Annotated in this window: 16 protein-coding genes; 2 read left to right on the top strand and 14 right to left on the bottom strand. The window is 55.8% G+C overall.

The genetic code is table 11. The features are described 5' to 3' along the window. Nucleotides 1–140: 140 nt before the first annotated feature. Genes IPM21_14470 through IPM21_14455 form a run of 4 tightly spaced genes read right to left on the bottom strand, consistent with a single transcriptional unit; the run spans nucleotide 141 to nucleotide 3,443 of the window. Nucleotides 141–878, bottom strand: coding sequence for a hypothetical protein (locus IPM21_14470; GenBank protein MBK9165084.1), 738 nt, complete (start codon nucleotides 876–878; stop codon nucleotides 141–143). Nucleotides 879–896: 18 nt separating this feature from the next. After that, a complete protein-coding gene (locus IPM21_14465; GenBank protein MBK9165083.1) occupies nucleotides 897–1,145 on the bottom strand; it encodes a YgiT-type zinc finger protein in 249 nt (82 codons plus the stop codon). Between the two features lie 9 nt (nucleotides 1,146–1,154). Continuing rightward, nucleotides 1,155–2,330 (bottom strand): phosphopentomutase, encoded by a 1,176-nt coding sequence (locus tag IPM21_14460; GenBank protein ID MBK9165082.1) that lies wholly within the window; start codon nucleotides 2,328–2,330, stop codon nucleotides 1,155–1,157. Between the two features lie 3 nt (nucleotides 2,331–2,333). Further along, entirely contained in the window at nucleotides 2,334–3,443 is a 1,110-nt protein-coding gene (locus IPM21_14455; GenBank protein MBK9165081.1) for a VWA domain-containing protein, read from the bottom strand. 260 nt (nucleotides 3,444–3,703) lie between these two features. On the opposite strand from IPM21_14455, the gene IPM21_14450 reads away from it, so the two are divergent. After that, complete coding sequence (locus IPM21_14450) at nucleotides 3,704–5,365, top strand: VCBS repeat-containing protein (GenBank protein MBK9165080.1); 1,662 nt, start codon at nucleotides 3,704–3,706, stop codon at nucleotides 5,363–5,365. A 111-nt stretch (nucleotides 5,366–5,476) separates the two neighbouring features. Here IPM21_14450 and trxA read toward each other — a convergent pair whose 3' ends face one another. The 7 genes from trxA to IPM21_14415 form a co-directional block, all read right to left on the bottom strand. Beyond that, entirely contained in the window at nucleotides 5,477–5,803 is a 327-nt protein-coding gene (trxA, locus tag IPM21_14445; GenBank protein ID MBK9165079.1) for a thioredoxin, read from the bottom strand. Nucleotides 5,804–5,911: 108 nt separating this feature from the next. Then, nucleotides 5,912–6,751, bottom strand: a complete 840-nt coding sequence (locus IPM21_14440) for an SDR family NAD(P)-dependent oxidoreductase (GenBank protein ID MBK9165078.1) — start codon at nucleotides 6,749–6,751, stop codon at nucleotides 5,912–5,914. A 5-nt stretch (nucleotides 6,752–6,756) separates the two neighbouring features. After that, complete coding sequence (locus tag IPM21_14435; GenBank protein MBK9165077.1) at nucleotides 6,757–7,833, bottom strand: alkene reductase; 1,077 nt, start codon at nucleotides 7,831–7,833, stop codon at nucleotides 6,757–6,759. Nucleotides 7,834–7,859: 26 nt separating this feature from the next. Beyond that, nucleotides 7,860–8,879 (bottom strand): NAD(P)-dependent alcohol dehydrogenase, encoded by a 1,020-nt coding sequence (locus IPM21_14430; protein ID MBK9165076.1) that lies wholly within the window; start codon nucleotides 8,877–8,879, stop codon nucleotides 7,860–7,862. Between the two features lie 110 nt (nucleotides 8,880–8,989). Beyond that, the gene (locus IPM21_14425) at nucleotides 8,990–9,649 is read right to left on the bottom strand and encodes a YceI family protein (protein MBK9165075.1); all 660 of its coding nucleotides are present in this window, start codon (nucleotides 9,647–9,649) and stop codon (nucleotides 8,990–8,992) included. A 46-nt stretch (nucleotides 9,650–9,695) separates the two neighbouring features. After that, nucleotides 9,696–10,343, bottom strand: a complete 648-nt coding sequence (locus IPM21_14420) for a thioredoxin family protein (GenBank protein MBK9165074.1) — start codon at nucleotides 10,341–10,343, stop codon at nucleotides 9,696–9,698. Nucleotides 10,344–10,591: 248 nt separating this feature from the next. Then, nucleotides 10,592–10,996, bottom strand: coding sequence for an Rrf2 family transcriptional regulator (locus IPM21_14415; protein MBK9165073.1), 405 nt, complete (start codon nucleotides 10,994–10,996; stop codon nucleotides 10,592–10,594). A gap of 157 nt (nucleotides 10,997–11,153) precedes the next feature. Here IPM21_14415 and IPM21_14410 point away from each other — a divergent pair, with 157 nt between their 5' ends. Beyond that, nucleotides 11,154–11,876: a class I SAM-dependent methyltransferase gene (locus IPM21_14410; GenBank protein MBK9165072.1), complete on the top strand. Its 723-nt coding sequence runs from the start codon at nucleotides 11,154–11,156 to the stop codon at nucleotides 11,874–11,876. Here the strand turns inward: IPM21_14410 and IPM21_14405 are convergent. The 3 genes from IPM21_14405 to lon all read right to left on the bottom strand — a co-directional run bounded on the left by IPM21_14405 (nucleotide 11,838) and on the right by lon (nucleotide 17,182). Beyond that, on the bottom strand, nucleotides 11,838–12,764 hold the full coding sequence (locus IPM21_14405) for a GntR family transcriptional regulator (protein MBK9165071.1): 927 nt from the start codon (nucleotides 12,762–12,764) through the stop codon (nucleotides 11,838–11,840). The two genes, IPM21_14410 and IPM21_14405, sit on opposite strands and share 39 nt — an antisense overlap. Nucleotides 12,765–12,823: 59 nt before the next feature. After that, a complete protein-coding gene (locus IPM21_14400) occupies nucleotides 12,824–14,587 on the bottom strand; it encodes a transglycosylase SLT domain-containing protein (GenBank protein MBK9165070.1) in 1,764 nt (587 codons plus the stop codon). 180 nt (nucleotides 14,588–14,767) lie between these two features. Then, the gene (lon, locus tag IPM21_14395) at nucleotides 14,768–17,182 is read right to left on the bottom strand and encodes an endopeptidase La (protein ID MBK9165069.1); all 2,415 of its coding nucleotides are present in this window, start codon (nucleotides 17,180–17,182) and stop codon (nucleotides 14,768–14,770) included. Nucleotides 17,183–17,239 lie beyond the last annotated feature (57 nt).

The raw sequence follows: 17,239 nt of genomic DNA, 5'->3' as shown, positions 1-17,239 counted from the left end.
GTTGAGATGGGAGGTCACGCACGAGTAAAAAGTTCCGACCAACCGATGCCCAAAGCCTTGTCGAGCCCGAACCTAGTTCAATTTTCCATGCTCGTGGGTGTCGGTTTTTTAAGAAAAGTTAGCGCGTTATATTTTTTACTCTACCGATAGTATTTCAGTTTCCGGTAAATGACCTCACGTTTTTTCGTCGCCTCGGTGTTTGCGAGTGTATTTTCTATTGTCTGCTTCTTCCAGTTGCCGTTATCATCCATTTCGTAAGCGTATTTGAGGACCTGTATGCGGCCGACTCCGCTGGCATGCCCTATACGCAACTCGCTAGGCAAACAGTCATTTTCGTAAATATACACTTTCTTTAGGAGTGGCTTATTATCGGCGGTAAGCATTATCTCTTCCGCCAAACACCCGTTCGTATCAAATCTAAACGAATAACCCTGAGTCTGTTTTCTTCGTTCTTCTTCTCTTCCCGGGAAAACTCTTTCGACGAGAGTATTGTTTGCTATATCAAAACTGAAAATACTGTAAGAATGCGTTTCAACACTACGCGGTCCGGCACGCAATGTTCGAGTCGACCTTTTGTTCTCGTCGTAAGAGTAGAATCGTTCAATCGCGTCCATTCCGCTGATTTGCGACCATTCGTAAGTCTTACGGCCCGTCTTATCGAATCTGACCACTCGGCTAAGCGACCGCGAGCTTTCTTTAGCAACTCCGTTGCTGATCTTGATAGTGGCCTCGAATTCTTCGATGCTTTTTACTTTACCCGTTAAGCCTTCAATTCGAAGATCGTAATTTTTTTCCTGCGCGTCAACCTGTAGAGCAAGTACCACCATCGCGGCCAGGGTAATTGCTACAGCGAGAATGTGGTTTCCCAAAATATTCATATAGTTATTGAGAGGGCACTATGAAAAACCAGCGACAGGCACGGGTCGTTCGGTGGCGATATCGGTTCGCTTCCGTTTTATGTTTTCGATCTCTCTAAGAGTAGCGGCGGACAGGTAGCACGCTCCGCAATGCGGACAAGATACTACCGGGATCTTCTCGATAACCAAAAGACCCGCACCGGACCCATAGCTACGCCCAACGTGTATCACCCTCGCTTCTGTGTTCCCGCAATTGTCACAAGTTGTTTCTCCTTTCGCAGTCTTCAAAATATTTTCTCAACCGATCTCTTTCAAAAAACTCTCGCCGGCGGGTATTTTTATGCCGAAGTTGGCGGCAATCGTTTGGCCGATGTCGGCGAGCGAACCGCGGGTGCCGAGGTCGACGCCCGTGGCGGCCTTTTTGCCGTAAACCAGCAGCGGGACGTATTCGCGGGTGTGATCGCTGCCGGGAAAGGTCGGGTCGTTGCCATGGTCGGCGGTGATAATGAGCAGATCGCTTTCGCCCATCGCGGCGAGGATCTCCGGAAGCCGCGCGTCAAAGTGCTCAAGCGCCGCCGCATATCCCTCAGGGTCACGCCGGTGGCCGAAAAGCATATCGAAATCGACCAGATTGCTAAAAATAAGCCCTTTTGTATCAGCGTCTATGGCGTTTATCGTCTGATCAATGGTTTGGTCGTTGTTCTTCGCGACGAGGTCTTCGGTAACGCCCATCGAGTCATAGATCGAGGCTATCTTCCCGATGCAAACAACGTCCAAACCGGCATTTTTCAGCAGCGGAAGCAGGTTCTGCTCGGGCGGCGGAACGGCGTAGTCGTGCCGGTTCTCGGTCCGCTTGAATGAATCAGCCGTCTCGCCGACAAATGGCCTCGCGATCACTCGCCCGACGCGGTCCTCGCCGTCAAGGATACGCCTCGCCGTCTCGCACATCTCATAAAGCCGCTCGACCGGAACGACCTCTTCATGCGCCGCGATCTGAAAGACCGAATCTGCCGAGGTGTAAACGATCGGTTTGCCCGTCCGGACGTGCACTTCGCCCAGCTCTTTGATTATCTCCGTTCCGCTCGCCGGCACATTGCCGAGCACGCCCGGCACGCCCGTCTCCTCCACGAACCGGTCGATCACCCGCGGCGGAAAGCCCTCCGGAAAAGTTGGAAACGCCTTTTCAAGAATGATCCCGGCCATCTCCCAGTGGCCCGTGGTCGTATCTTTACCGTTCGAAGCGAGCGTGCACTTGCCGAATGAACCGATCGGCTTCTCGACGGGCGGCAGCCCTTCGAGCGGACGAATATTCCCAAGCCCGAGGCTCTGAAGATTCGGCACGTTCACTTGCCGTTGTTTGAAGATATTCCCGAGCGTGTCCGCTCCCGCATCGCCCCAGGCGGCCGCATCCGGCATCTCGCCGATCCCGGCCGAATCAAGCACAATCAAACAAATACGTTCGAATCGTTCCATACGTTAATTCAATGGGGCTGTGTAGCCCTCGCGGGCACGCACACCAAACTTCCCTGCCTTATCCTTCAATTCTACCCGTATCCGCCGAAATTTGCCGTCCCGCTTCTCGTTTGTTGAGTAATATCCGAGAGAATACGTCGTTCCAATGTCCTCGGCGATGGATGCAAACGCCGCTCCTGCCTCCGCGAGATCCGCGACCGGAAAAACCCGCCCGCCCGTAGCCTTCGCGAGCGACGCCATCTCCTCGTCCGCGAGCTCATATAGCCGCTTACTAACCGCCAACCGCTCAAAATCACCGAGCTTGCAGAAATCCGTTGTCCGCTCGGCTCGCGACCCGAGCGAAGAAAAATATCGCCTAAGCTGAGCGACCGAAAATCGCATCGCAAACTGGCAGTTGCCGAGAAGATTTTCCTCGAGGAACGGCCGCGTATCGACACGAATAAAATAGACCGATACGCCGAGCGGAAGCAGTCCCTCTTCCGCCTCCGCAAAATCGCTTTCGCTCGTTGAATCAACCCCGTCGCCGAGCACGACCAGCACTCGCCGCCGATTCCCATCACTGCTTTTCAACATCCGCTCCGCAGTCGTCACTAGCGCATCATAATAGGGAGTTCCGTTGCTCGTCGCTACGCTGTCCAAGGCCTGATTAAGCTCTCGCCGATCGCCGGTGATGCTCGTCAAAACGTCGATACTCGCCTTTGAGCGGCCGTCGATCGTGTCTGTTCGAAAGGCGATCAATCCAACCCGGTCGCCTCCCCGAAGCGAAGCGATGAACCGCGAGGCCGCCCGCCGGATCAGATTGAGCTCCGACCGCGTCGAACCGGAAGTATCGAGCAACAATGCAACATCAAACGGCTCGGTCGTGGTCCGAAACTCCGCGATCTCCTGCTCGGCACCGTCCTCAAATGCCTTAAAGTCTCCGGCCTTAAGCCCACTCACAAGCTTTCCGGTAGCGTCGGTCACGACCACAGGAACCTCGATCAGGTCTGTGCGGACAACGATCCGCTCTTCGTCCTTCTCTGCCGGCGGCCTGTTCTGTCCTTGCAAAGATACCCCTGCCGCCAAGACAACGGCGACCGGAAAAACCAGCAAATTGAGGCTGCGAAGAAACATTAAGATGTACCGCGAATCAACAGTTTACCAAATCGACCCGTAGGCACGTTAATTTTATTTTACCGTGCTGCCTTTCGGCCATTGATTTATTCGTAGAATAGTAGGAAATTAGAGAAGTTCTAGACAGTTTGAATTCCTTTACCTTTTCGGACAGAGGTCCGGGTAAGTCCGCTTCAGCTATGCGGGCGGTGTGAACTCTGTTTCGGGGTACGAAAAATATGAAAAATCAGATATCAATTTTAGTCCGCGGACTTTTCGGTATGTTCGCGATTTTTGCGGCCGTTGCTGCCCAAGGGCAGACGCCGCTTGCGGTTGAAGACTTCCCTCAGACCGCCGGACAATTGCTCACCGACAATGGCTGGACGGCCCATAGCGGAGCGGGTACCAATCCGCTCACGGTCGTTTCGCCGGGATTGACCTACACCAATTATCCGAGCTCCGGTATCGGAAATGCGGTCGGATTTACGACCTCGGGTGAGGACGCTCACAAGGTCTTTGCCGTGCAGTCAACGGGCTCCGTTTATGCTGCGTTCTTGGTCAACTTTTCAGCCGCACCGGAGACGCTCGGCGGCGGTTACTTCTTTCACCTCAGCCCGGATCCGATCAGCACAACGTTCAGAGGCCGTGTCTTTGCTCGAAGGGACGCTTCAAACGGTGTTGCATTTGGCCTCTCGAAAGCGGCGACCGGATCGGACACGATCGTCTGGACCGGTAATACATACGCCCTGAACACTACATATTTGGTAGTGGTGAAATACACGGTCGTCGACGGGGTGGATAACGATACGGTCGTTATGTACATAAACCCGGCGCTCCCGGGCGGTGAGCCGGCTTCGCCGACCATCACGGCAACGGATGCTTCGACTGATATCGCTCCGGGATCGTACGCAATTCGTCAGGGTTCCGCTTCGTCGCATCCAGCGGGTTCTGTTGACGGCATCCGCATCGGCACCACATGGGCATCGGTCACGACCAGCGGGCCCGCTGCTCCTGCCCAGAACGTCGTTGACTTCAACGGCGACGGCAAGACCGACTTTGCCCTTGTCCGAAACACTGGCGGTGGAACCGGCGGGCAGGTCACCTGGTTCATAAATTGGAACGGGACCGCGGCCGTTCAGACCGCGGAATGGGGCATCGCGACCGATGCTTTCGTTCCGGCAGATTTTGACGGCGACAACAAGACCGACATAGCCGTCTGGCGCGGGGTAAGTACCGGCCAGCCGAGCGGCAATGCGTTCTTCTACATCCTACAGAGTTCGAACAACACCGTTCGCATCGAAGACTTTGGCCAGACCGGCGACAACCCGCGCGTCGTCGGCGACTATGACGGTGACGGCAAAGCGGACGTTGCGGTTTATCGGCCCGGCCCGGCATCGCTCCAGCAGAGCACCTGGTTCTATCGCGGATCGCTAAACAATCCGGGTGGAGCTATCACGTTTGTTCCCTGGGGAGTGAATGGTGATTTTGTCGCTCCCGGCGATTATGACGGCGACGGCAAGAATGACTTCGTTGTCCAGCGAAGTGCGGGCGGCGGAAACGGCCTCTTCTGGTTCTTGCAATCGACCGACGGCATCAAGAGCGAGATATTTGGCACACCGAGCGACCCGATCGTTGCGGGCGATTATGACGGTGATGGAAAAACTGACCTCGCCATTGTTCGAGGCGTTGCGGGAACCCTCCAATGGTGGCATCGCCGAAGTTCTGACGGAGCAACTGTCGGCACAACATTCGGTGCCTCTGCATCCGACTTCGCGGTTCCCGGCGATTACGACGGCGACGGGAAAACCGATCCCGGCGTTTGGCGGCCAAGCGTGACGGCGGGCCAATCGGCATTCTGGTACCTCGGTTCAACGAGCGGTGCTGCAACAGCACAATGGGGACAGAACGGCGACTACCCGGTCGCGAATACGTTTGTCTTCTAGGCATTTCGTCTAACAAAAATGATGCCCGGGCCGACGACGATCGGCTCGGGCATTTTTATGCGCAAAAATGAGCCGACCGAGCGGCTCATTCTTTTCTTACGTTATCGGGCGTCAAACGTACTTTTCCAAGACCTTTGATATCTGTTCCTGCGAGACGGCTCCGACGATTCGCTCCTGCTCCTGCCCGCCCTTAAAGACGATCAGCGTCGGGATACCGCGGATACCGAAACGCTGCGGCACCTCGGGGTTCTCGTCAACGTTCATCTTGTAAACGCCGGCCTTGCCTGAAAGCTGCTCGGCGACCGCCTCGACCGAAGGAGCGATCATCCGGCACGGCCCGCACCACTCTGCCCAAAAATCCACGAGGACCGGTTTGTCCGCTCCCAAAACATTTGTCTCAAACTCTGTATCTGAAACTGCGTGTGCAAAATTTCCCATTATCTTTTCTCCAAAAACTCGAATTATAGCCAACGTTTCCGGCTCTCGCAAACGAACCGAACAACAATACTTCGTATTGTAACTATTCTTGTTACAGTTGTCAATCCATTATTCTTCAAATGCCGTGTCGAGCCCCGCCGCCCGCCAAGGAGCAATATCCGCTCGAACCTTTTCAAGCTCGGCCTCGATCCGCGTAATGCACATCTCCCCGAGCGGCAGCCGAAGCGGCGGCTGGTCCGATTCGACAACGTCGATCATGACCTGAGCGGCCTTTCTTGGGTCGCCGGCCTGCTTTCTATCAACCTCTGCAAAATAATCTAGGAACCGCTGCGTTCCGGGATAAACATCCGGCATCTGCCCTTCCGGCCCCGAAAGTGAACGGCCGCCGAAATCGGTTCGAAACGGGCCGGGCTCGACTATCGTGACCCTTATGCCGTGATCGCCCGCCTCCTGAGCAAGAGCCTCCGAAAGTGCCTCTAGGGCAAACTTCGTCGCTGCATAATACCCGGCCGAACCGGACGCGATGAACCCCGCAACCGACGACATATTTAATACATGGCCGCTCTTCTGCTCTCGCATCTGCGGCAGTACTGCCCGCATCACGTCGACCGCTCCGAAAACATTCGTATCAAACTGCGCTCGGATCTGCTCTACGCTCGGTTCCTCGATCGCACCGAGCAAGCCGTAGCCGGCGTTGTTGACCAGCACGTCGATCCGACCGAACTCCTCGATCGCCTTTTCAACAGCCGCCGCGATCTGATCGCGATTGGTGACGTCGAGTGCGGCGATCCGGGCGAGCTCCGGAAATCGCTCGGCGAGATCCTTTATCGAATCAAGCTTCCGCGCAGTCGCAACAACGCGATAGCCTTGCTCGAGCAGGACCTCCGCGAGGTCCCGCCCGAGGCCTGTCGAACAACCGGTTATGAACCAAACTTTCTTATCTTCCATGTTATCTATTCACCCGCGGCCGCGGCCTGCTCAAGCGTCGGGTAATCTGTGTAGCCCTTTTCGCCCGGCGTGTAAAATGTACTGTCGTCCCACTCGTTGAGCGGAGCGTTGCGGCGGAATCGCTCGGGCAGATCAGGGTTCGCGAGGAACAGCTTGCCGTAGACTATCGCGTCCGCACCGCCCTCGGCCAGCGTTTTCTCGCCGCGTTCCTTATCAAACCCGACGCCAGCTAAATATATTCCATCGTACTTCGGCCGAATAACCGGATGCCAATCTCGATTCTGATCGAACGTGCCGATGTGCAGATAGGCGAGCTTTCGTTTGTTCAATTCATCGATTACGTAGTCGTAAAGCTCTTCTGCATAGTCTTCTTTGATGTCGTTGAACTCGCCGCCCGGCGAAAGCCGAAGGCCCGTTCGCTCCCATCCGATCTCAGCCGCGACCGCATCGACGATCTCAAGCAGAAATCTCGAACGATTCTCGATGGAGCCGCCGTATTCATCCGTGCGAAGGTTCACGTTGGTCGAAAGGAACTGTTGGATCAGATACCCATTCGCTCCGTGGATCTCAACGCCGTCGAATCCGGCCTTGATCGCATTGCCCGCGGCCGTCGCAAATTCGCCAACGATCGCCTTCACCTCTTCAATCTCAAGCTCACGCGGAACGACGAATTCCTTCATCCCCGCGTCAGTGTAGTTCTGTCCCTCGGCAGCGACCGCCGAAGGTGCGACCGGCTCTGTTCCCGCCGGCAGAAAATCCGGAAGCGCGATCCTGCCCGTATGAAAGATCTGCATAAAGATCTTTCCGCCCTCGGCGTGAACGCGGTCCGTGACCGTTCGCCACGATTCGATCTGCTCCTCGGTGTACATCCCCGGTGTGCGGACATAGCCTTTCGCCATCGCCGAAACATTCGTCGCCTCGGTTATCAGCAGTCCGGCAGTCGCCCGCTGGCCGTAATACTCGGCCACGAATTCCGGCTGAACGCCTTCGTCATCCGCCCGGCTACGCGTCATCGGTGCGTAAACGATCCTGTTGCTAAGTTCAATATTGCCGATCTGTAATTTATCGAAAAGTGTATTCATAATCCCTCCCATGCTCGTTAATGATCCTAATTTCGGTCGAAGTCGACCGCGACCTTTCCAAAGTGTTTCCCGTCCTTCATGTGATGAAGAGCTGCTTTCACTTCACCAAAATCGAATGTCGAATCGACGACCGGCCGAAGCTGGTTAACCTCGATCGCTCTCGCCATCTCCTCGAACATCCGCCGATGTCCCACATAAATTCCCTGCACGCGAACGGCCTTCATAAAGACCGACGTCGGGTTGAACGAAGCCGCACCGGTCAGTGCACCGATCATTGCGATGTGGCCGCCAAACCGTGTCGCGTTTATTGAACGCGGAAGCGTGCCCGAACCCCCGACCTCGATAACGTGGTCGGCCCCGCGGCCGCCGGTCATTTCGAGGATCGCCTTGTCCCAATCCTCACGCTCGCGATAATTTATCGTCTCATCCGCTCCGAGTTCGCGGAGCCGCTCGAGCTTTTCCTCGCTGCTCGATGTCGCGATCACTCGCGCTCCGGCCGCCTTTGCAAATTGAAGTGCGAACACCGAAACGCCGCCGGTCCCGAGCGTGACGACCGTCTCGCCCGGTTTAACATCGCCGGACGCGACAAGCGAATGCCAGGCCGTCAATGCCGCACAAGGAAGCGTCGCCGCTTCTTGATAACTCAAATGCGAAGGCATTGCGACAAGGCCGCTCTCGTCAAACGCACCGAATTCGCGGAGCGTTCCGTCCCAATCGCTCCCTGCACCGAGCGACGTCTTTCGTATCTCTGCGTCCGGGTCGCCGTCGAACCAATGCTGAGCAAAGATCGGCATCACCCGATCGCCGGGCTTCCATTTCGTAACGCTGCTCCCAACCTCGACCACCTCGCCCGCTCCATCCGAGAACGGAACCGCCGGCAATTTCATCTTCGGGTTGTACGTCCCGTCAACTACCATCAAGTCGCGGAAATTTATCGACGCTGCGTGAAACTTGACGAGCACCTCGCTCTCGCCGATCGCCGGAACTCGCCGGTCCTCGAGGCTTAACTCGTCGATCCCGAAATTGTTAATGACCCAAGCTTTCATTTCGCACGTTCAGAAAATTCCAGCCGCGGCGTCCGGCCTTCCCGGTCCGAAGACAGAAGACAGAACACGACCTTCGGGGCACGGACGCCGCAGCAAGCTAAAAAAGTTACTTACTTTTTCCGCGGGCTCTTCAGATCAAGCCGCAGGACAACATCGTCGCGGATCAGGTCATTAGCCATGCCGGCATAATTAACGCCAAAATCCTTTCGGTTGATCGCAAACTCGGCATTGACCGCAACGTCCGCGTCAGAGACGGTGATCGTCGCGGGAAATGTGATCGACTTCATAACGCCGCGCATTTCAAGATCGCCGGTGACCGTGTAGGCATTCGCACCCTTGGCCGTGTCGGCAACGATCTTGGTCGAAGCAAATGTCGATTTCGGGAACTTCTCGACCTCAAAAAAATCACCGGTCTTGAGGTGATCCGTCAGTCCGGCCGCGTCCGTCACGACCGAGGCCATATCGATATCAACGCTGACCGAGCTCTCTTCGGGCTTGCCGTTGACCAGATCGATGGTTCCCGTGAATTTTTCAAAGCCGCCATCGTGCTTGCCGGTCACTTTCGAACCGACGAACTCGACGTTGGAATTCTCCGGGTTCAAGGCAAGTGCCTCGCCCTTTGTTGCAGGTGTCGCCGCGGTTACGGCCGTGTTTGACGACGTAGCGTTCGTCGGTTCCGAGGTCGTCGCCCGCGGCTTGTTGGCCGCCGGGTCCTCACACGCCGCCGTGAATAACGCGAGCGCAATTACAAGTACAGCAAAGATCTTCATTCAGATATCTCTCATCAAGTGTTTTTATTCGAAAGTAAAATTTTGATCAGGCGAACACTGCCAGTTTCTGCTCGGCCAATTCCTCGCATTTGCACGCGACATCAGCCATTTCAGTCTGGACCGAACGTCCCTTATCCGCGTTGTACCAACGCTGTAACTCTTCCAGAATGATCGGTTTGTCAACGCCTTCGGACTTAAGTCGGTCGAAAAGCTCTTGTGCCGCCGCCGGACGCGGCCCCCAACTGCCGAGAACCACTCGGGTCTCGCGGTCAAGAACAATGACCTTCGGGATCGATTGCGAGCCGCGGGTCAGGAAGCGATCGATAAGCTCCGGATTCTCATCCCGTAAAATATACCGCGTTTCAACGTTCGAGGACTCACCGGCCAGCATCTCTAACGCCGGAACATTCTGTGCCCCGTCGCCGCACCAGCCTTCGGTTATGACGAGCCAAACCTGTCGTCCGCTTATCGACCTCAACTTATCGGCCGAAGCGCCCTCAGGCGAAACGGTCTTCATAAGCCGTCGCATTCGAACCTGATTAAGCCGCGTAAAATCGACGAGCGCCTGCAATTGGTTCGGGCCCGTCGTGCGGTTCTCCGCTACCAGCGTATCGACAAGCGCGTCATATTCGGCAAAGCTCATCGACCGGTCCAGATATTCTTTTTCAATTATTTCAGTAAACCTAAATGACATTTAGACACCTCATAGGTGCAGGTACTTCCCCGGCTCATTGAACGAACCGGTTCAGCAGTTCGGCCGCTTTGAGAAAGATCGGAAAGACCTTCGCGACCTCCGACGAGAGGTTCAGAACGGCCGGAGCCGTCATCACCCTCTCAAATACGCATTGTAAAGAACACCAAAACATGAAAAATACTGCCCCTTACTCGTTAAAGAATTAACACTACTGTAACTATTACTGATACAGATATGTGCAAAAATTTTTATGCTGCCGCTCCCTTTTCGACCATGTCGAATATATTTGCCAGCGTGTAGGACGAAAGCGTTTCGGCGATCGTCCTATCGATCCGCTTTTGAACATGGCAAAGCACGGCTTCGATGTTTCGCCCGACCGGGCAATCCTTGTTTGGTTCCCTTGCGTGAAGTGCAAAGACCTCGCCACACGAAACGGCCGAATAGACGTCCGCAAGATTTATCTCGTTCGGGCATTTGGCCAGGCGGGTGCCGCCATTCGAACCCGATTGGGAAACGACCAAACCGGCCTGGGCAAGCTGACCTAATAGCCTTCGTATCACGACCGGATTCGTATTCACGCTCCCGGCGATGCAGTCCGACTTCACGTTCTCATCCCGCGACGCCGCAAGCATCGAGAGAACATGTACTGCCATAGAAAATTGGCTATTAGCCGCCATCTGTAACGATATTAGTTACAATATCGGAATTTGTCAAGAGGCCTGTGAAGTGCGAGGATATTGCGTTGCTCAAAGGCCGCGTCGAAATGCAAAAAGTGAATTTATGGGCGTAAAAGGCTATATCAAACGGCTAATGCATGACCGGGGCTTGGGGCTCTTTCGCCTTCCCGCGGACGCGGAGATTTACGAGTCCGATGGCCTTGCCACGATCCACGACCATAGTTTTCTGGAGGACGACGGCTTTCGAAATGCCTATCAAAGAGGCGTGGCGGCCGCGGGAGATTACGGCTGGCATTGGCGTGTTCACATTGGGCTCTGGGCCGCCCGGACCGCGGCGAGCCTGGATGGTGATTTTGTCGAATGCGGCGTCAACCGCGGCTTTTTGAGCTCGGCAATAATGAAATATCTTAACTGGGATTCGCTCGGCAAGACCTTTTATCTTCTTGATACATTTGAAGGGATTGACGCCGACCAAGCCTCGGAAGCAATTGAACGTGAAAGAAACGCCAAGCACATCAAGGAAGAGTTTTACGTTACGGACTTTGCGTCGGTGGAAAAGAATTTTGCTGAATGGAAGAACGTTAAACTGATCAAAGGCTCGGTCCCGGATACGCTTGTCCAAATCGATTCGGAAACGATCGCGTATCTCCACATCGATATGAACCACGCGGCTCCCGAGGTCGCTGCCCTGCAAACTCTCTGGCCGCGGATTGCAAAGGCCGGGATAGTTCTTCTGGATGACTACGCCTATTTCGGTTACCGGCCGCAGAAGGAAGCAATGGACGCCCTCGCGAAGGAACTCGGCTTTGCCATCGCCTCACTCCCGACCGGGCAGGGGCTGATTGTCCGAACCTAGGTCCTTTAGGAAACCACGCAACTCCTCAAGCGTTTGCGCGGAGATGAGCGTGAAAACTCGCTTCCGCTCGTCATCGCCGAGCAAGGTTCCCGCAACAGAATCACAGATCACTATCGAGCATAGGCCGATATCCCGTTTCCACTCGGCGTCCGCCGACGAACGGACGACCAGCGTTTCTGTGTCGATTCCGGCCGCCGCGAGATAGACTCGGGCAAAGGCTGCAAAGTCGTCCCATTCCGAGACGACGCCGATCAACTCCTCGCTGGAAGGCTTCGGATGTCCGGAAAGCGCCTGCGGGATCGAGTTCGCACGAAGCACCTGGACGCGTTTCTCGCTCGCAATGTCTCCGTTGAGCTTTGCAAGCTCATCGGGCAGAGCCGCGACGAACTTGCCGGCGGCAAGGAGAGACGCAACCTCATCGGTACCGCACCGCTCGACGCTGCAACCGAGTGCGTTCGCGATCTCGAAAGCAAGCAAACGAAACAGCCCATCGTTGGGCTCGAGCAGATAGATCGCTCCGCCCGAAGACTCGGCCCATCGCGAAAAGGCGGCGGCGACATCGCGACGGTTGTGGCCCGAGCGGACGAGCATCGCCCCGAGCTCGGCTACCATCGCATCGAGCGAGGCCTGCCCGTCGGGTCGTTCGCGGCCCGCGTCTGCAACAAACGTCCCGCTCCCGCGGCGAAGATCGATATCGCCCGAGGCCGCCAGTTCGCGGTAGGCCGCGGTCACGGTGTTCGCATGAATCCCAAAACGCCGGGCGATCTCGCGGGCGCTCGGGATCCGGTCGCCAGGTTTAAGATCGCCGGAGGTTATCCCAACACGAACCTGCGTCACGATCTGCTCGTGGACGGTCACCTCTGAGTTTTTCGTGATCCAGATCTTCACAGAAAAAAAGCCGGGCTAATAATAACCCGGCGCGATCAATTTCGGAGGAGGTCAAACGTTTATTTGGCCGGGATCTTTATCTCGCGGCCGGCACCGAGTACTGAGTTTGGCAACAGCCCGTTGATCTTTGCGATCTCGACTGCGTCCACACCAACACGTTGCGCAAGCTTCGTGACGGTATCACCGGCTTGAGCCTTGACGACCTTGAACTGGCTCGACGCGGCTGTTTGCGGCTGCGAGGTCGGGCGCGAATAGCTCGTCGCCTGCACGCGGCCGGCATTGTTTGCATTCACCGGCACGAGCACCTTGCCCGAGGGAACACGCATTCCGGGATTTGCCGACATTAGCTCGGCAACGCTGATTCCCGTACGATTCGAGATGGATTCCCACGTCTCGCCGCGGACCGAATTTGCCAGCGAAGTGTTATTGATCTTCGTTGCCGGAAGTCGCCGGAAAACTGCCACGACCTCATTTGCCTTGCCCGGCGGTACATTAACGATGTAAGGCTCCGGCGGCGTTGAATTCGAACGCAGGTGCGGGTTCAGGTAGCGAAGATACTGCACCGTTGTATCAGAGGCTTGAGCGATCAGCCCAAGATTGGTCGAGGGCGGAACGCGAATGCGGTCATACCTCAGCGGCGGAGCCGGGCGAACGTGCCCAAAACCGTACTGAGCCGGATTGTTCGCGATCAGTATCGTCGCCAGAATATTCGGAACGTAGTTTCGCGTTTCCTTCGGAAGGAAAGGATACGCAGCCCAAAAGTTAGCCGAGCCGGCACGGCGGATCGCACGGTCAACGTTGCCTTCGCCGCAGTTGTAGCCCGCCATTGCAAGCTCCCAATTGTTGTAGCGGTTGAAAAGGAACTTCAGGTAACGGGCGGAGGCACGCGTCGCTTCTTCAAAACTGTTTCGCTCATCAACATAAGCCGTCCGGCGGAGCCCAAAACGACTACCGGTTCCGGGAATGAATTGCCAGAGTCCTGAGGCGGCCATGTGCGACATCGCGCTCGGCTTCCAGGCACTTTCAACCTGGCCAAGCCACGCGACATTTTCAGGAATTCCCTCTTCGCGGAAGATGCGGCGGGCCATCGACATGAACATTCCGGAACGGTAAAGCCCGACTTCCATCGTTCGCCGGCCGCGGCCGCGATAATAATTGATGTACTGCTGGATCATCGGATGCACTTGGAACGAAAATCCAAGCGACCGATTCGAAACGGCGTACTGAATATATTGATACTGCTGCGAGGCTTCCGGGCTTCCTTCGATGACAAGCTCTTCCGGAAGCAGCTCAAGCTTTGAAAGGTCGTCAAGCGGCGAGGGTTCGAACTCCTGCGAGCTGAATCCGACAAGATCGCCGCTCGGCATTTCTGACTGCTGTGCCGAAGCATCTGTGTTCTTAACTTGGGCGACCAATGCGGTCACTTCGTCTGCCAGCCCGAGATCGACATCGTTCCACTGCCAACCGCAGCTAACGGCGAGGCTGCGGATCTGCGGCTGCCTTGCGGCGGTCGGAAACTCGATTCGATAAACCGTTTCAAGTATCTGGCTATAGCATGTCTGCAGCCGGCCGTCGGTCTGAATATTTATTGCTGATGAAAGGAAAACCTCGACGGCCTTATCAAAGTTCTGGCCTGAATCCTGGCGGCGGTTGGCTTTGAGTGCGGTAAGCCCTTCGCGGAAGTGTTTGCCTGATTCGTCGAGTATCTTGTTGACCGCTTCCTTGGCGTTCTGGACCTCGCGGGTCTGCGCAGTTGCCTCCGCACCTACCAAAGTTCCAACAAGAAAAACCAAAAGTAGAGATCGTGAAATAAATGAATGCATCAATAATTCTCGTTCGTAAAACCCGGCAAAGACCGCCGACTGTATATTAAAACGCAAGCAGGGCGAAAAAGTTCCTCAACCTTGCGGCTTAAAAGACACACTTGTCCTCAGGTTGAAATCTAACACAATTTCCCGTTTCGGGTCAACGATGTGTTAAACACCGACGAACGCCTGCGAAAGCTATTCGGCGGCTTTTTTCTGCCTAACGACACGCGGTGCCCTGAGGGCGTTCACGAAAACGTCCATCACATTCTCAACGAAGATGAACTTCAGATCGCGCATTACCTCTTCGGGCATCTCTATCAGGTCACGCCGGTTCGGTTCCGGCAAGATCACGGTCTTGATCTTCGCACGCCGGGCCGCGAGCAGTTTTTCTTTGACTCCGCCGATCGGCAAAACGTTGCCGCGAAGCGTGATCTCGCCCGTCATCGCGACGTCTTTCCGTACCGGCCGCTGAGCAAGTACCGATACCATTGCGGTCGCCATCGTGATGCCGGCGCTCGGCCCGTCCTTTGGTATCGCACCTTCCGGCAGATGGATGTGGATGTCGTAATTCTCGAACTCGCTAGCGTCGATGCCGAGCTCCGAAGCTCTTGCCTTCGCGAAAGAGAATGCAGCCTGGGCCGATTCCTGCATAACCTCGCCGATCTGGCCGGTCATCATCAGCTTGCCCTTGCCCTTTGTCTTCAAGGCCTCGATAAAAAGGATATCGCCGCCAACAGCCGTCCACGCAAGGCCCGTCACGATGCCGATATGGTCGCGTTTAAGGGCAGTTTCAACAAAGATCTTCGGCACCCGCAAATATGTCGAAAGATTGTCGACCGTCAGCTTTCCAGGCTTGAACCGCCGCTCGCTCTCGGCCTTTGACCTCGCGACCTTGCGGCAGATCTTCCCGATCTCGCGCTCAAGCTGGCGAAGCCCGGCCTCCTGCGTATATTCGCCGATTATCTTTGCCAGGGCCCGCTTGTCGATCGAGAGGTCCTTGGTTTCGAGCCCGTTCTCCTCGATCTGTTTTGGTATCAGGTGCCGACGGGCGATCTCGATCTTTTCCTCGAGCGTGTAGCCCGAAAGCCGGATCGTCTCCATACGGTCGCGTAGTGCCGGCTGTATCGTATCGAGCACATTCGCCGTGGTCATGAACATCACATTCGAAAGGTCGAAGGTAACGCCCAAATAGTTGTCGCGAAAGGCAAAGTTCTGCTCCGGGTCGAGCACCTCGAGAAGTGCGCTCGATGGGTCGCCGCGAAAATCTGCACCGACCTTATCGATCTCGTCGAGCATTATCAACGGGTTGCTGGTTCCGGCCTGTTGAAGCGCCTGAATGATCCGCCCCGGCATCGCCCCGACGTACGTCCGCCGATGGCCCCGGATCTCAGCCTCGTCATGCAGGCCGCCAAGCGAAAGCCTCACGAACTTGCGGTCGAGAGCCCTCGCTACCGAGCGGCCGAGCGAAGTTTTCCCTACTCCCGGAGGCCCGACAAGGCAAAGGATCGAACCCTTCGGCTTCTCCATCAGCTTACGTACGGCCAATGCTTCGATGATCCGTTCCTTGACGCGTTCGAGCCCGAAGTGATCTTCGTCGAGTATCTTCTCGGCCTTTTTGAGATTGAGATTATCTTTCGACTGCACCGACCAGGGCAGATCGGTCATTATGTCCAGCCAGTTGCGAAGCGTGGCCGTTTCGGCTGTGTCCGGATGCATCCGCTCAAGCTTTTTAAGCTGTCTAAGCGCCTCTTCCTGAGCCTGCTCGGGCATGTCGACCTTAAGTATCTTCTCGCGATATTGCTCGATCTCCTCGAAAAGCTCGTTGCCCTCGCCGAGTTCGCCCTGGATCGCCTTAAGCTGCTGCCGGAGGAAAAACTCTCGTTGCGAGCGGTCGATATCGGCTCGAGCCTGCGTGTTTATCTCCTGCTGAACGGTCAAGACGTCTATCTCTTTGCCTAGCAGATCGTTGACACGACGGAGCCGCTCGACCGGGTCGAAGATGTCCAGAACGCTCTGGGCGTCCTCTACCTTGAGCTCCAGATTTGATGAACAGAGATCCGAAAGCCTTCCAGCGTCTTCGAGATTAGCGATGATCGCGAGTACCTCCGGCGAGATGTTCTTGCCGAGGCTCGCCGCACGTTCCATTGAGCCGCGGACATTGCGGACAAGAGCCTCGACCTCAAGCGAATTCTCCGGGGCTAGTGGCTCGGAAATCGGCGTGATCTTTGCCGAAACATAGGTGCCCGAGGAATCGATCGAATCGATCAGTGTCCGCGAAAGTCCCTGTATCAAAATACGAATGCGGCCATCCGGCAGCTTCAGCATTCGCATTATTATGGCGACTGTACCGGTCGTAAAAAGGTCGTTCTGGTCCGGGTCTTCTTTGTTCACATCCCGCTGTGAAACGAGGACGATCATCCGGTTTTCCTTGAGTGCCTCTTCAACCGCAACTATCGATTTGTCCCGCGAGACAAATAGCGGAACTATCATGAACGGATAGATAACAATGTCGCGCAGCGGAAGCACGGGCAGCTCCGAAGGGATCTGCATCATCGGCTCGATAACTTCATTTTCGCCGATGGAAATAGGGAATTCTTCGATCTCAACCATAAACCTCAATGTTACGCCGTGGCCGATGAAAGGGCAACGACGAAACGGCCCCCGGTC

It is taken from the genome of Acidobacteriota bacterium (assembly GCA_016716435.1).
Classification (GTDB): domain Bacteria; phylum Acidobacteriota; class Blastocatellia; order Pyrinomonadales; family Pyrinomonadaceae; genus OLB17.
The sequence above is the reverse complement of the archived record's forward strand: the minus strand, read 5'-3'. Positions and strand labels throughout refer to the sequence as shown.

Bases quoted from the DNA above. Each gene is read 5' to 3' on its own strand.
- IPM21_14470 (MBK9165084.1), bottom strand. From the start codon at position 878: ATGAATATTTTGGGAAACCACATTCTCGCTGTAGCAATTACCCTGGCC.
- IPM21_14460 (MBK9165082.1), bottom strand. From the start codon at position 2,330: ATGGAACGATTCGAACGTATTTGTTTGATTGTGCTTGATTCGGCCGGG.
- IPM21_14455 (MBK9165081.1), bottom strand. From the start codon at position 3,443: ATGTTTCTTCGCAGCCTCAATTTGCTGGTTTTTCCGGTCGCCGTTGTC.
- IPM21_14450 (MBK9165080.1), top strand. From the start codon at position 3,704: ATGTTCGCGATTTTTGCGGCCGTTGCTGCCCAAGGGCAGACGCCGCTT.
- trxA (MBK9165079.1), bottom strand. From the start codon at position 5,803: ATGGGAAATTTTGCACACGCAGTTTCAGATACAGAGTTTGAGACAAAT.
- IPM21_14440 (MBK9165078.1), bottom strand. From the start codon at position 6,751: ATGGAAGATAAGAAAGTTTGGTTCATAACCGGTTGTTCGACAGGCCTC.
- IPM21_14435 (MBK9165077.1), bottom strand. From the start codon at position 7,833: ATGAATACACTTTTCGATAAATTACAGATCGGCAATATTGAACTTAGC.
- IPM21_14430 (MBK9165076.1), bottom strand. From the start codon at position 8,879: ATGAAAGCTTGGGTCATTAACAATTTCGGGATCGACGAGTTAAGCCTC.
- IPM21_14425 (MBK9165075.1), bottom strand. From the start codon at position 9,649: ATGAAGATCTTTGCTGTACTTGTAATTGCGCTCGCGTTATTCACGGCG.
- IPM21_14420 (MBK9165074.1), bottom strand. From the start codon at position 10,343: ATGTCATTTAGGTTTACTGAAATAATTGAAAAAGAATATCTGGACCGG.
- IPM21_14415 (MBK9165073.1), bottom strand. From the start codon at position 10,996: ATGGCAGTACATGTTCTCTCGATGCTTGCGGCGTCGCGGGATGAGAAC.
- IPM21_14410 (MBK9165072.1), top strand. From the start codon at position 11,154: ATGCATGACCGGGGCTTGGGGCTCTTTCGCCTTCCCGCGGACGCGGAG.
- IPM21_14400 (MBK9165070.1), bottom strand. From the start codon at position 14,587: ATGCATTCATTTATTTCACGATCTCTACTTTTGGTTTTTCTTGTTGGA.
- lon (MBK9165069.1), bottom strand. From the start codon at position 17,182: ATGGTTGAGATCGAAGAATTCCCTATTTCCATCGGCGAAAATGAAGTT.